Origin of the sequence: Cellulomonas hominis, from assembly GCF_901521055.1 — a bacterium.
Classification (GTDB): domain Bacteria; phylum Actinomycetota; class Actinomycetes; order Actinomycetales; family Cellulomonadaceae; genus Cellulomonas; species Cellulomonas endometrii.
In genome coordinates this window covers 1-13989 of record NZ_CABEGA010000018.1, presented here as the reverse complement: position 1 = coordinate 13989, position 13989 = coordinate 1, and the positions used below count along the sequence as shown (strand labels likewise).

At 74.9% G+C, this 13989-nt stretch carries 9 protein-coding genes; 5 read left to right on the top strand and 4 right to left on the bottom strand.

What is annotated here, in order from left to right:
- Nucleotides 1–114: 114 nt before the first annotated feature.
- Nucleotides 115–1446 (top strand): HRDC domain-containing protein, encoded by a 1332-nt coding sequence (locus tag KJP73_RS04380; protein WP_213281580.1) that lies wholly within the window; start codon nt 115–117, stop codon nt 1444–1446.
- 130 nt (nt 1447–1576) lie between these two features.
- Entirely contained in the window at nt 1577–3772 is a 2196-nt protein-coding gene (locus KJP73_RS04375) for a 3-hydroxyacyl-CoA dehydrogenase NAD-binding domain-containing protein (protein ID WP_213281579.1), read from the top strand.
- Here KJP73_RS04375 and pflA read toward each other — a convergent pair.
- From pflA to dxs, 3 genes are all read right to left on the bottom strand, one after another.
- Entirely contained in the window at nt 3759–4661 is a 903-nt protein-coding gene (pflA, locus tag KJP73_RS04370) for a pyruvate formate-lyase-activating protein (protein WP_213281578.1), read from the bottom strand. The two genes, KJP73_RS04375 and pflA, sit on opposite strands and share 14 nt — an antisense overlap.
- A 115-nt stretch (nt 4662–4776) precedes the next feature.
- Nucleotides 4777–7044 (bottom strand): formate C-acetyltransferase, encoded by a 2268-nt coding sequence (gene pflB, locus KJP73_RS04365; RefSeq protein WP_213281577.1) that lies wholly within the window; start codon nt 7042–7044, stop codon nt 4777–4779.
- A 155-nt stretch (nt 7045–7199) separates the two neighbouring features.
- Nucleotides 7200–9083, bottom strand: coding sequence for a 1-deoxy-D-xylulose-5-phosphate synthase (gene dxs / locus KJP73_RS04360; RefSeq protein WP_213281576.1), 1884 nt, complete (start codon nt 9081–9083; stop codon nt 7200–7202).
- A gap of 194 nt (nt 9084–9277) precedes the next feature.
- On the opposite strand from dxs, the gene KJP73_RS04355 reads away from it, so the two are divergent.
- A complete protein-coding gene (locus tag KJP73_RS04355) occupies nt 9278–10732 on the top strand; it encodes a GuaB1 family IMP dehydrogenase-related protein (protein ID WP_213281575.1) in 1455 nt (484 codons plus the stop codon).
- A 51-nt stretch (nt 10733–10783) separates the two neighbouring features.
- Here the strand turns inward: KJP73_RS04355 and KJP73_RS04350 are convergent, their stop codons facing one another.
- Entirely contained in the window at nt 10784–12205 is a 1422-nt protein-coding gene (locus KJP73_RS04350) for an HNH endonuclease signature motif containing protein (protein WP_213281574.1), read from the bottom strand.
- Between the two features lie 196 nt (nt 12206–12401).
- Here KJP73_RS04350 and KJP73_RS04345 point away from each other — a divergent pair, with 196 nt between their 5' ends.
- Together KJP73_RS04345 and KJP73_RS04340 are read left to right on the top strand one after the other, a co-directional pair.
- Nucleotides 12402–13106: a type 1 glutamine amidotransferase gene (locus KJP73_RS04345; protein ID WP_213281573.1), complete on the top strand. Its 705-nt coding sequence runs from the start codon at nt 12402–12404 to the stop codon at nt 13104–13106.
- Nucleotides 13107–13112: 6 nt separating this feature from the next.
- A complete protein-coding gene (locus KJP73_RS04340) occupies nt 13113–13829 on the top strand; it encodes an NUDIX hydrolase (RefSeq protein WP_213281572.1) in 717 nt (238 codons plus the stop codon).
- Nucleotides 13830–13989: the final 160 nt, after the last annotated feature.

Sequence of the window (13989 nt, the reverse complement as noted above, 5' to 3'; positions counted from 1 at the left end):
CGGCCCCGCCCCATGCGAGGAACCTACGACCTGCTCCCGTGCGCCGCGCCCCGCGATCCCGCCCGCCCTGCGCGGCACCACGGCACGCGCGCGCGGACGCCCTACGGTTGTCCCATGCAGTCCGTCCCGCACCCGGCCGGTACCCCGGCCGAGCCCTCCGGCGCCCCGGGCGGCGCCGACCTCGACGACGCGTCCGTCGCAGCAGCAGCGGCCGAGCCCGCCGCCGACGCGCCCGTCGTCGTCCCCCTGACCGAACCCGCCGAGGGCGTCCCCGCCGTCGTCGACACCCCCGAGGCGTTCGCGCGCGTCGTGGCGGCGTTCGGCGCGGGGACCGGCCCCGTCGCCGTGGACGCGGAGCGCGCGTCCGGCTACCGCTACGGCCAGCACAACTACCTGGTCCAGGTGCGCCGCGAGGGCGCCGGGACCGCGCTGATCGACCCTGTGGCCCTGCCCGACCTGTCCCCGCTGTCCGAGGCGCTCGTCGGCGTCGAGTGGGTCCTGCACGCCGCGTCCCAGGACCTGCCGGCGCTCGCCGAGCAGGGCATGCGGCCCAGCCGGGTCTTCGACACCGAGCTCGGCGCGCGCCTGCTGGGCCTCGAGCGCGTCGGCCTGGCCGCCGTGGTCGCCGAGCTCCTCGGCCTCGGGCTCGCGAAGGAGCACTCCGCCGTCGACTGGTCCACCCGCCCCCTGCCCGAGCAGTGGCTGCGGTACGCCGCGCTGGACGTCGAGGTGCTGGTGGAGCTGCGCGAGGTGCTGGCCGAGCGGCTCGCGCTGGCCGGCAAGGCGCAGTGGGCCGCCGAGGAGTTCGAGGCCGTCCGCCTCGCCCCGCCGCCCGCCCCGCGCGTCGAGGCGTGGCGCCGGGTGTCCGGCGTGCACGCGATCCGCGACCCCCGCCGGCTGGCGGTCGTGCGGTCGCTGTGGGAGACCCGGGACGAGAACGCGCGGCAGCGGGACATCTCCCCGGGCCGGGTGCTGCCGGACGCCGCCATCGTCGCCGCCGCGCAGGCCCTGCCCCGCTCCGTCCCGCAGCTCGTGGCGCTCCCGCAGTTCTCCGGCAAGGGCACCCGCCGGCGCGCGGCGCTGTGGCAGCGGGCGATCGACACCGGGCTCGCCCTCGCGGACGACCAGCTGCCGAACCCCCGCGGCCCGCGGAGCGACGCACCGCCGCCGCCCCGCGCCTGGCCCGACCGCGACCCCGCCGCCGCCGCCCGCCTCACCGCGGCGCGCGCCGTCGTCACCGAGCTCTCCGAGACGCACACCGTCCCCGCGGAGAACCTGCTGCAGCCCGACCTGCTGCGCCGGGTGTGCTGGAGCCCGCCGACACCGCCGGACGCCGAGCACATCGCGCAGCGGCTGAGCGCCGGCGGTGCGCGGCCGTGGCAGGTGGGGCTGCTCGCCGGGCGGCTGGCGGACGCGTTCGCCGCGCAGGGCGCCGTCGCGGGCTGAGCCCCGGTGCGGTCGGGGGCTGACCTGCGGCGCGGCCGCGCTGATCCCCGGCGCAGACCCCCCGCGCGACCGCGCGGCGTCGGTTAGGGTCGCGGGTGTTCCGTCGGACAGAGCAGTCCCAGGAGAGCGCATGCGCCACGCCGGCACCACCGAGCCGTCCCCGTCCTCGTCCCCGCGCGACCCGCGCGACCCGGCCCGACCGGCCGACGCCGTCCGGCCCGGCGCCCTGCCAGGGGAGCCGGACCCGCACGTACTCCGGGTCGTCGTCGAGGACGTGCCGCTGCCCGACGACGGCGGGGTGCTGGCGCTCCTCACGCTGACCGCGACCGACGAGCGCCGCCCGACCACGCTCGGCCCCCGCGGCCTGGCCGTCCTGCACGACGCGCTCGTCGCGGTGCGTGGCCGCGCCGAGGCCGGCGAGGTCGCCGCCGTCGCCGTCACCGGCCGGCCCGGGTGCTTCGTCGCCGGGGCCGACCTCACGGTCGCGCGCTCCCTGCGGGACCTGGCCGACACCCGGGCCCTGGCCGAGCAGGGGCACGCGACGCTCCGGCTGCTCGGCGAGCTGCCCGTGCCGACGTTCGCGTGGCTGACCGGGCACGCGCTCGGCGGCGGCCTGGAGCTCGCACTGCACTGCGACCACCGTGTCGCCGCCGCGGGCGTCCGCTCGATCGGCCTGCCGGAGGCGTCGCTCGGCATCGTGCCCGGCTGGGGCGGCTGCTGGCTGCTCCCCCGCCTGGTCGGCCTGCCCGCCGCCGTCGACCTCGCCGTGCTGCGGCCCCTGGCGAACAACCGGCTCACGACGTCCGAGCAGGCCCTCGAGCTCGGCCTCGTCGACGCCGTGCTGCCCGCCGAGGGCTTCGCGCAGGAGGCCCTCGCCTGGACGGCCGGCACCGTGCGCGCCGGGTCGCCCGACCGTCGCTCCGCCGCGGTGCTGCCCGTGCCGGCCGGGGAGCCCGACCCCGTCGCCCGCGCCGCCGCCGTCCTCGACGCCCGGCTGCACGGCGCTGCCCCCGCCTACGCCCGCGTGCTGGACCTGCTCGCCGCGGCCGGGGACCGGGGCCGGGACGCCGGCTTCCGCGCCGAGGACGACGCCCTGTCCGCGCTGCTCATGTCCGACGAGGCGCGCGCCGCCCTGTACGCCGCGGAGCTCACCGGCCGGGGCGCCCGCCGGGCGGCCCGCACCGACGCCGACGCGGCACCCGCGGAGGTCCGCCGCGTGGGGATCGTCGGCGCCGGGCTGATGGCCGCGCAGCTCGCGGTGCTGCTCGGCACGCGGCTCGACGTGCCCGTCACCATGCGGGAGGTCGACGAGGAGCGCGCCGCCGCCGGCCGCGACCGCGTGCGGACGCTCGCCGAGCAGGCCGCCGCCCGGGGCCGGCTCACGCCGGACGCCGCACGCCGGCTGGTCGAGAACGTGCAGGTCGGCACCGACCTCGCGGCCCTCGCGGACGCGGACCTCGTGATCGAGGCCGTCACCGAGGTGCTCGAGGTCAAGCGCGCCGTGTTCGCCGAGCTCGAGGGTCTCGTGCGGCCGGGCTGCGTCCTCGCGACCAACACCTCCGCCCTGTCCATCACGGCCATGGCCGACGGGCTCGCGCACCCCGAGCGGGTCGTGGGGCTGCACTTCTTCAACCCCGTCGCGCAGATGCCGCTCGTCGAGGTCGTGGCCACCCCCTCCTCCGACGCCACCGCGCTCGCCACCGCCGTGGACGTCGCGCGCCGCGCCGGGAAGACGGTGGTGCGGACCACCGACCGCCCGGGGTTCGTCGTCAACCGGGTGCTGCTGCGGATGCTCGCCGACGTGCTCGGCGCGGTGGAGGAGGGCACGCCCGTCGAGGTCGCGGACACCGCGCTGCGCCCGCTGGGGCTGCCGATGAGCCCGTTCGCCCTCCTGCAGCTCGTCGGCCTGCCCGTGGCCCGGCACGTGCTCGTGACGCTGCACGAGGAGCTCGGCGCGCGCTACCCGCTGTCCCCCGGTTTGGACCGGCTGGTCGAGCAGGGGCGCACGGTCTCCCGGCAGGGTCCCGCGGGGCTCCCGGAGGTGGACCCGGCGATCCAGGACGCGTTCGGGACGCCGGGGACCGGCGACGGCGACGCGGTGCTCGCGCGGGTCGCGACCGGACTGGCCGAGGAGATCGGGCTGCTGCTCGACGAGGGCGTCGTGCCGTCCGCCGAGCAGGTGGACCTGGCGATGCTGCTCGGCGCCGGGTGGCCCGCGCACCTCGGCGGGATCTGCCCGTACCTGGACCGGGCGGGGTGGTCGGAGCGGGTGCTCGGGCGGCGGCTGCTCGCCCCGGGCGTCGCGGACGCCCTCAGAACACCGTGAGGCCGCGGTCCCGGAACTGCTGCCGGACCCGGGCGACCAGCTCCGGCGACGGCGGCTGGGTGTCCTCGAGCTCGTAGGTCATCCCGAGGCTCGCCCACTTGTCCCGGCCCATCTGGTGGAACGGCAGCACCTCCACGCGGCTGACCGTGCCGAGCGTCGCCACGTAGTCGGCGACCGCGTCGACGTTCTCCGGGGCGTCCGTCAGGCCCGGGACCAGCACGAACCGGACCCAGATCTCCGTGCCGCTCGCGGCGGCGCGCCGGCCGAAGTCGAGCGTCGGCTGCAGCTCCCGCCCGGTGGCCCGCTTGTACGTCTCGGGGATGCCGGACTTCACGTCCAGCAGCACCAGGTCGATGTCGGCGAGCATCTCGTCCGTGCAGTGCGCCCCGAGGTAGCCCGAGGTGTCGATCGCCGTGTGGACGCCGAGCTCCTTGGCGCCCCGCAGGATCCGCGCGACGAACGCCGGCTGCATCAGGGGCTCGCCGCCGGAGATCGTCAGGCCGCCGCCGGTCACGCCGAACACGCCGCGGTACCGGGCGACGCGCTTGAGCAGCTCCTCGGCGAGCACCGGCTCGCCGCGGCGCATCTCCATCGTGTCGGGGTTGTGGCAGTACAGGCAGCGCAGCGGGCAGCCCGACAGGAACGTCGTGAGGCGCGTCCCGGGGCCGTCGACCGCCGTGACGAGCTCCCATGAGTGCAGCGACCCGAGCTCGCCGGCGCGCATCTGCGCGAACTTCTCGCTCCGCTCGGCGTCGCTCGTCTCCAGGCCCGCCGTGCCGGCCGACGACCGGTGGTGGGAGCCGCCGACCACGGGCAGGCCGAGCTCGATGACCGGGGCGCCGACCTCCGCGGGGACGGTCTGCGTGGCGACGGTCTGCGTGCCGGTCATCTCGGGCTCCTCCCGGGTGCTGCGGGGTGGTGCTGGGGTGGTGCTGGGGTGGTGCTGGGTGCTGGGTGGCGGGTGCCCGCCGGGGCTGCTCCCCCGGCGGGCACCCGCGCCGGGGTCAGAGCCCGCCGTGGAACGTCCGGGACAGCACGTCGAGCTGCTGCTCGCGCGTCAGCCGGACGAAGTTCACCGCGTAGCCGGAGACCCGGATGGTGAGCTGCGGGTACTTCTCGGGGTGCTCCATGGCGTCCTCGAGGGTGTCCCGGTTCAGCACGTTGACGTTCAGGTGGTACCCGGAGGACACGTTGTACGCGTCCATGAGGCCCACCAGGTTCGTCACCTGCTCCTCCTTGGTGCGGCCGAGGCCCGAGGGCACGACCGTCGAGGTGAGCGAGATGCCGTCCATCGCCTCGGAGTACGGCAGCTTCGCCACGGACATCGCCGAGGCGAGCATCCCGTGCGAGTCGCGGCCGTTCATCGGGTTGGCACCCGGGGCGAACGGCTCGCCGGCGCGGCGGCCGTCGGGCGTGTTGCCGGTGGCCTTGCCGTAGACGACGTTCGAGGTGATGGTCAGCACCGACTGGGTGTGCAGCGCGTCGCGGTACGTCTTGTGCTGGCGGATCTTCGCCATGAACGACTTGACGATCTCCACGGCGATGTCGTCCGCGCGGTCGTCGTCGTTGCCGTAGGCCGGGAAGTCGCCCTCGATGACGTAGTCCGTCACCAGGCCGTCCTCGTCCCGCACCGGGCGGACCGTGGCGTACTTGATGGCCGACAAAGAGTCCGCCACGACCGACAGGCCGGCGATGCCGCAGGCCATCGTGCGCAGGATGGTGCGGTCGTGCAGCGCCATCTCGAGCCGCTCGTACGCGTACTTGTCGTGCATGTAGTGCACGCAGTTCAGCGCGTCGACGTAGGTCTCGGCCAGCCAGTCGAGCAGCTTGTCGTACTTCGCCGCCACGTCCTCGTAGTCCAGGACGTCGCCCTCGACGGGGGCGCTCACCGGCGCGACCTGCTTGCCGGTGATCTCGTCGCGGCCGCCGTTGATCGCGTACAGCAGCGCCTTGGCGATGTTCACGCGGGCGCCGAAGAACTGCATCTGCTTGCCGACCCGCATCGGGGACACGCAGCACGCGATGGCGGCGTCGTCGCCCCACGAGGTGCGGATGAGGTCGTCCGACTCGTACTGGATGGCCGAGGTGTCGATCGAGACCTGGGCGCAGAACTTCTTGAAGCCCTCCGGCAGGCGGTTGCTCCACAGCACCGTCAGGTTCGGCTCCGGGGCCGGGCCGATGTTGTAGAGCGTCTGCAGGAACCGGAACGAGGACTTGGTGACCAGCGGCCGGCCGTCCTCACCGATGCCCGCGATGGACTCGGTGACCCAGGTCGGGTCGCCGGAGAACAGCGCGTCGTACTCGGGGGTGCGCAGGAACCGGACGATGCGCAGCTTGATGACGAAGTCGTCGATCAGCTCCTGCGCGAACTCCTCGGTGATCGCGCCCGACGTGAGGTCGCGCTGCAGGTACACGTCGAGGAACGTCGAGGTGCGGCCCAGCGACATCGCCGCGCCGTTCTGCTCCTTCACCGCGCCCAGGTAGGCGAAGTACAGCCACTGGATCGCCTCGCGGGCGGTGGTCGCGGGCTTGGAGATGTCGTAGCCGTAGGAGGTGGCCATCTGCTTGAGCTCGTTGAGCGCGCGGATCTGCTCCGCGTTCTCCTCGCGGTCGCGGATGACGTCCTCGACGGAGGCCTCCATGTCGAGCTCGTGGCGCTCCAGGCGCTTCGCCTCGATCAGGGCGTCCACCCCGTACAGGGCCACGCGGCGGTAGTCGCCGATGATGCGGCCGCGGCCGTACGCGTCCGGCAGGCCGGTGATCAGGTGCGAGGAGCGGGCGGCGCGGACGTTCGGCGGGTACACGTCGAAGACGCCGTCGTTGTGCGTCTTGCGGTAGGTGCTGAAGATCTTCGCGACGTCGGGGTCGACCTCGTAGCCGTAGGTCTCGAGGCTCTTCTCGACCATGCGCCAGCCCCCGTTGGGGATCATGGCGCGCTTCAACGGGGCGTCGGTCTGCAGGCCGACGATGAGCTCCTGGCCCTGGTCGATGTAGCCGGCGGGGTGGGAGACGATCGTCGACGGGATGTGGTTGTCGATGTCGTAGACGCCCTTGGCGCGCTCGGCGGGGAACATCTCGCTGAGCTTCGCCCAGACACCCGTGGTGCGCTCCGTCGGGCCGGCCAGGAAGTCGGCCTCGCCGGTGTAGGGCGTGTAGTTGCGCTGGATGAAGTCGCGGACGTCGATCCCGTCACACCAGGGTCCGGTGACGAATCCGTCCCAGGCACCCACGGTGGCGTCGGTGCCGGTCTGAGGTACTGCGGTGGTGGACATCTGGGGGTCTCCCTCGCTGAGTGCGTCGTACTAGTGACGCTATTCACGAGGTCATGGGATGTCTTGGGACCTACGGCCCGGGGACGCGCTGACCGGCGGGAAGACGTGCGTGACGCCCCTCACGTCGGTGCTCGTGGCAGCGGGGACGTGCGCCCTCAGGCGTCGGCGCCGAGGGCCGCGAGCACGTCCCGGGCCACGTCCGGGGCCGTCAGGCGCAGCGCAGTCAGCAGCTCGTCGCGCGAGGCGTGCGCGAGGAAGCGGCGCGGGACACCGAACGCCTGCACCGGCGTGCCGATCCCCGCGTCCCGGGCCCGCAGGGCCACCGCGGAGCCGATCCCGCCCTCACGCACGCCGTCCTCCAGCGTGACGACGTGGTCGTGCTCCCCCGCCAGCTTCACCAGCGCCGCGGGGACCGGCAGCACCCACCGGGGGTCGACCACGGTGACGCGCAGCCCGTGCGCGGCGAGCAGCTCCCCGAGGGCCAGCGCGGTGCGCGCCATCGCGCCGACGCCGCAGACGAGCACGGACCGCGCGCCGGGACCGGCGCCGTGGCGCGCGAGGACGTCGACGCCGTCCACCTCGTCCACGGCCGGCAGCGGCTCGGTCAGCGCGCCCTTCGGGTACCGCACCACCGTCGGCGCGTCGTCGACGTCCACCGCCGTCCGCAGGGCCGAGCGCAGCGTGTCCTCGTCGCGGGGCGCCGCGAGGCGCAGGCCCGGGACGACGCCCAGGACGGCGAGGTCCCACATCCCGTTGTGGCTGGCGCCGTCGTCCCCGGTGAGCCCGGCGCGGTCCAGCACGAACGTCACCCCGGCGTGGTGCAGGGCCACGTCCATGAGCACCTGGTCGAAGGCGCGGTTCAGGAAGGTCGCGTACACCGCCACCACCGGGTGCAGACCCGCGAACGCCATGCCCGCGGCCGTCGTGACGGCGTGCTGCTCCGCGATGCCGACGTCGAACGTCCGGTCCGGGAACTCCTCGGCGAACGGCGCCAGCCCCACCGGCGCGAGCATCGCCGCGGTCAGCGCGACCACGTCCGGGCGGCGACGCCCGATCCGCACGATCTCGTCCGCGAACACCCCGGTCCAGCCGAACCGGGACGGCGCGACCGGCAGGCCCGTCTCCGGGTGGATCTGCCCGACGGCGTGGAAGCGGTCGGCGACGTCCTGCTCGGCGGGGCTGTACCCGCGGCCCTTCTCGGTGATGACGTGCACGATGACCGGCCCGCCGAACGCCCGCGCGCGCTGCAGGGCGAACTCCACGTCCGCGATGTCGTGGCCGTCCACCGGTCCGATGTACTTCAGGCCGAGGTCCTCGAACATGCCCTGCGGCGCGACGACGTCCTTGATGCCCTTCTTCAGGCCGTGCAGCGCGTCATAGGCGAACCTGCCCGGCGGGCCCGAGCGCTGCAGGGTCCGCTTCCCCCACGACAGGACGGTCTCGTAGCCGCGCGTCGTGCGCAGGGCGTCGAGGTGCAGCGCGAGCCCGCCGATCGTCGGCGCGTACGACCGGCCGTTGTCGTTGACCACCACGACGAGGTTGCGCTGGGTGCCGTCGGCGATGTTGTTCAGCGCCTCCCACGACATGCCGCCCGTCAGCGCACCGTCCCCGATCACCGCGACCACGTGGCGGTCGGTGCGGCCGCTCAGCGCGTTGGCGTGCGCGATGCCGTCCGCCCAGCTGAGGGCCGTCGAGGCGTGCGAGTTCTCCACCACGTCGTGCGGCGACTCGCTGCGGCTGGGGTACCCGGACAGGCCGTCGCGGCGGCGCAGGCGGCTGAAGTCGCGGCGACCCGTCAGCAGCTTGTGCACGTACGCCTGGTGCCCGGTGTCGAACACCAGCGTGTCCCGGGGGGAGTCGAACACGCGGTGCAGCGCGAGCGTGAGCTCCACGACGCCGAGGTTCGGACCCAGGTGACCGCCCGTGCGGGAGACCTGGTCGACGAGGAACGTCCGGATCTCCGCGGCGAGCGCCCGGACCTGGGGCGCCGACAGCGCGCGCACGTCCGCCGGCGAGCCAATCCGCTGCAGCAGCCCCATCGATCCCACCGCCCGTCACCGTCGTCCGCGCGGCCCGCGGACGAGGCCACCCACGATACGGCGCGGCGTACCCGGGGCGCGAAGGGCCGGGTCACCACGCTCGCGAGCATGGTGAAGGAGTGGTGCAGGAAAGCCGTGGTCCCACGACCCCACCGAGGGTGCCGGGTAGGCTCGGGAGGAAAGGGGACACACACATGCGCTTCCTCACCGGGCACTCGCCCTCCTCCGACCTCACCTACGGCGACGTCTTCCTCGTCCCGTCGCAGTCGGAGGTCGCCTCCCGCTTCGACGTCGACCTGGCAGCCGCCGACGGCACGGGCACGACCATCCCCGTGGTGGTCGCCAACATGACCGCCGTCGCCGGGCGCCGCATGGCCGAGACCGTCGCCCGCCGCGGTGGCCTGGCCGTCCTCCCGCAGGACGTCCCCACCGAGGTCGTCGCCGACGTCGTGGCCTCCGTCAAGGCCAAGCACACCGTCGTGGAGAGCGCCGTCGTCGTCACCCCCCGGGACACCGTGCACACGGCGCTCACCCTCATCGGCAAGCGGTCCCACGGCGCCGCCGTCGTCGTCGAGGGCAACCGGCCCGTCGGCGTCGTGACCCCCGCCGACTGCGAGGGCGTCGACCGGTTCACCCAGATCTCCGAGGTGATGAGCGCCGACCCCACCACCGTCGAGCTGTCCGTCGTCGAGTCCGGCGGCGTGCGCGGGCTCGAGGCGGCGTTCGAGCGGCTGCACGCATCCCGCCGGAAGTTCTCCCCCGTCGTCCGGGACGGTGAGCTCGTCGGTGTGCTCACGCAGGTCGGCGCGCTCCGCTCCTCCATCTACATGCCGGCCCTCGACGCGCAGGGGCGGCTCCGCGTCGCCGCGGCCGTCGGGGTGAACGGCGACGTCAAGGGCAAGGCCGCTGCGCTGCTCGAGGCCGGGGTGGACGTGCTCGTCGTCGACACGGCGCACGGGCACCAGCGCAAGATGCTCGACGCCTTAGAGGCGGTGCGGTCGCTCGATCCGCAGATCCCCGTCGTGGCAGGCAACGTCGTCACAGCCGAGGGCACGCGCGACCTGATCAACGCCGGCGCGGACATCATCAAGGTCGGCGTCGGCCCCGGCGCCATGTGCACCACGCGGATGATGACCGCCGTCGGCCGGCCGCAGTTCTCCGCCGTGCTCGAGTGCGCCACCGAGGCGCGCCGGCTCGGGAAGCACGTGTGGGCGGACGGTGGCGTGCGGCACCCGCGCGACGTCGCGCTCGCGCTCGCCGCCGGCGCGTCGCAGGTGATGGTCGGGTCCTGGTTCGCGGGCACGCACGAGTCCCCGGGGGACCTGCACGCCGACGGCGACGGCCGGCTGTACAAGGAGAGCTTCGGCATGGCCTCGGCGCGCGCCGTCGCCGCCCGCACCCGCGGCGGCTCGGCGTTCGACCGTGCCCGCAAGGGCCTGTACGAGGAGGGCATCTCCTCCTCGCGCATGTACCTGGACCCGCAGCGCCCCGGCGTCGAGGACCTGCTCGATCGAATCACCGCCGGTGTCCGGTCGTCGTGCACGTACGTCGGCGCCACGTCGCTCGAGGAGTTCACGGAGCGAGCGGTCGTGGGGATCCAGTCCGCCGCCGGGTACGACGAGGGACGCCCGCTGCCCGACGGCTGGTGATCAGCGGAGGCTCCTGAGCCACCGCCGGCGTGACACACGACGGGCCGTCCCTCAGTAGGGGGGTGGTCCGTCGGTGTCTGTGGTCGGGGTGAGGTGGTGGACGGGGTCGTCGGTGCCGGGCCGTACGAGGTAGGTGTGGCCGGTGGGGTCGGTCCAGGCGAACAGGCCGGGTTCGACCTGGGCGAGGGTGAACGCGGTCTCGGTCTTGAGGCGGTGGTGGTGCCGGCACGCGGGGCCGAGGTTGTCGGCGCTGGTCGCACCGAGCGGCCGGGCGGGGTCGCCGTCGGGGTCGTTGTCGCGGGGGTGGTACTCGACGGTGTGGTCGAGGTCGGCGAGCTCGGCGGGCACGGTGCAGCCCGGTGCGGTGCAGGTCCGGTCGCGGTAGCGCACGTGCTCGTCCAGGGCGGCGGGTGGTCGGTACCGGGTGCGCCCGACGTCCAGGACGGTGCCGGACAGCGGGTCGGTGACCAGCCGCTGCCAGGTCCCGCCCCAGGCCAGTGCCCGGGCCTGCACCGCGTCGATCGGCCCGTACCCGGCCAGCTCCGCCGGCTGGTCCTCGACCCCGATCAGGGTGGACAGCGGCACCGTGACCAGCACGTGCGCGCGCGGCGCACGCCCGCGTGCCGAGCTCGTGACGTCGTCGGGCGCTGCCTCAGCCGACGACGCCCCGCCGGGCCCGCCGAGGACCAGGTCGCACAACCCGTCCGCGCGCAGCTGCTCCAGCGTCCGCGGGTCGCCCGCCGAGCGGGCGGTGCGCGCCGCGGCGTCCAGCACCGTGTCGACCTGCACCGCTCGCACCGCCGGCAGCAGCACCCACAACCCGGCCATCCCGTCCGGGCGCACCTGCGGGCGACCCACCGCACGGCCCTGCACCGCCGCGTGCCGCCGCTCGGCCGCACCCTCAGGGTCCACCTCGATCAGCGCCCGCTCCACGTCGGCGCGGACCTGGAACGTGGTCCGGCCACCCGCGCGCGGCAGCACCTGGTCCTGCACGTGCGCCGCGACCTGCGGCATCTGGTCCCACAACCGCGTCACGAGCGCCCGCGCCCGCGGCACGTCGATCACCCCCGCACCCAGCGCCGCCCCCGTCCCGGCCAGCACGCCGCCGTAGGACACACCCTCACGCACCAGCGTGTCCGCCTCCCGCGGCGAGCACTGCAACCGCATCGCCAACGTCGCCGCCGTGATGTTCCGCGACACGAACGCCTGACCCGCCGGGATCCGACCCACCGGCGCCCGCATCGACTCGTGCCGGTCCAACGCCGCCGCCGCCCGCGCCTTGACCGCGTGCGCCCACGCCTCCACCCGGGCCGCTGCCGCCACGACCTCCACCCGCTCGAACGCACCCAGCCCGTCCAGGCCCTCGGACTCCAACGCCTCCAGCAGCGCGACCAACGGCGAACCCGTCACCGCACCGGACAGCCGGGCGACGAAGGCGCGCTCGGCCGCCGTCCACGCTCCCGAGGCGCTCACAGCCGCATCGACAGCAGTCGACACAGGAGCGCGTTCCGGCAGGTCATCGGGCATACGCCGACGCTAGGAGCCGCAACCGCCACGAGACCGACAACGACCCCGCACCCTGGGGACCACGCACACACCCCGCACCTGGGGACGCCTCAGCACCCGCCCGACGAGCGGGTCACCCGCGCCCGGCGGCTATCGTCACCCCGTGAGCCAGCCGCGTCCCGTCCTCGTCCTCACGCACGTCGCGCACGAGGGGCCGGGCCTGATCGCCCGCGCGCTGGACGGTCTGGCGATCACGACGCGCACGGTCCTGGACGACCCCGCGCCCCGGCTGCCGGCGATCGGCGACCTGGCCGGGCTGGTGGTGATGGGCGGGCCGCAGGACGCGGACGACGACGCCGGGCACCCCGGGCTGGCCGCTGAGCGCCGACTGCTGGCCGAGGCGGTCGACGCGGACCTCCCGACGCTGGGCGTGTGCCTGGGCATGCAGCTGCTCGCGCTGGCGCTCGGCGCGCGCCTGCACCGCCGCCACGGCACGGAGATCGGCTTCGCCCCGGTGGAGGTGGTCGCGCACGACCCGCTGCTCGCGGGCGCGGGGCCCGAGCCGATGGTGCTGCACTGGCACTCCGACGCGGTGGACCTGCCGGAGGACGCCACGCTGCTGGCCCGCAGCGAGACCACGCCGGTGCAGGCGTTCCGCGCGGGCAGTGCCGTGGGCCTCCAGTTCCACCTGGAGGTCGACGCGTCGGTGCTGGACGTGTGGCTGACCACCCCGATGATGACCGCGGGCCTGGAGCCCGCCGAGGTGGACGCGATCCGGCTGGGTTCCCGCCAGCACCTGAGCGCGCTGCGCCCGGGCGCCGATCTCGGGCTGGCCGCGTTCGCGCGGTCGGTCCGCGAGCGCGCGTGAGTCGTCGTGGCTGACCTCGCACCGACCGCCGCGCTGGCCGACCTCCGCGCCCTGTGCGCGGCGCGTCCGGTGTGGGCGCCCGACCCGGAGCGCGCCTTCACCCCGGGCAACGCGAGCAACGCGGGCACCCCGGCCCAGGCCCGCCCCGTGCGCGCCTCGGCCGTGCTGGTCCTGTTCGGCGTGCTCGACCACGTCGTGGCGCGGACGGACCACCCGGCGCTGGCGGCGGACCTGGACGTGCTGCTGACCCGCCGCTCCCCCACGCTGACGCACCACCCGGGTCAGGTCTCGTTCCCCGGGGGCGGGATCGACCCGGGGGACGCGGGTCCGGAGGCGGCCGCGCTGCGGGAGGCGCAGGAGGAGACGGGGCTGGACCCGGGCGGGGTCCGGGTGCTCGGCACGCTGCCGCCGCTGCCGGTGACCGCGAGCCGCAACCTGGTCACACCGGTGCTCGCCTGGTGGGACCGCCCGTCCGCGGTCGCCGCGGCGGACCCCGCGGAGACCGTCGACGTGTTCCGCGTGCCGGTGGCGGACCTGGTCGATCCCGCGCGGAGGGTCACGGCGACGCTGCGGCACGGTGACCGCGAGTACCGGGGTCCGGCGTTCGACGTGGCGGGCGTGCTGGTGTGGGGCTTCACGGCGTTCGTGCTCGACCGGGTGCTCGACGCGCTCGGCTGGTCGGTGCCGTGGGACGAGGACCGGACGGTGCCCGCGCCGGTGTGACACGCGGGCACCGCCGGGGCCATGGGCGCCGCGACCCACTGCTGCGACGCGCGCCGCCGACCCCGAAGAAAGCGCTGGTCGCGGCCGATCAAAACGATACGATCGACCGCGGTGACCGGCACGCCCCGGCCCCGCCGCCCGCACCGCCTCACCCCGCACC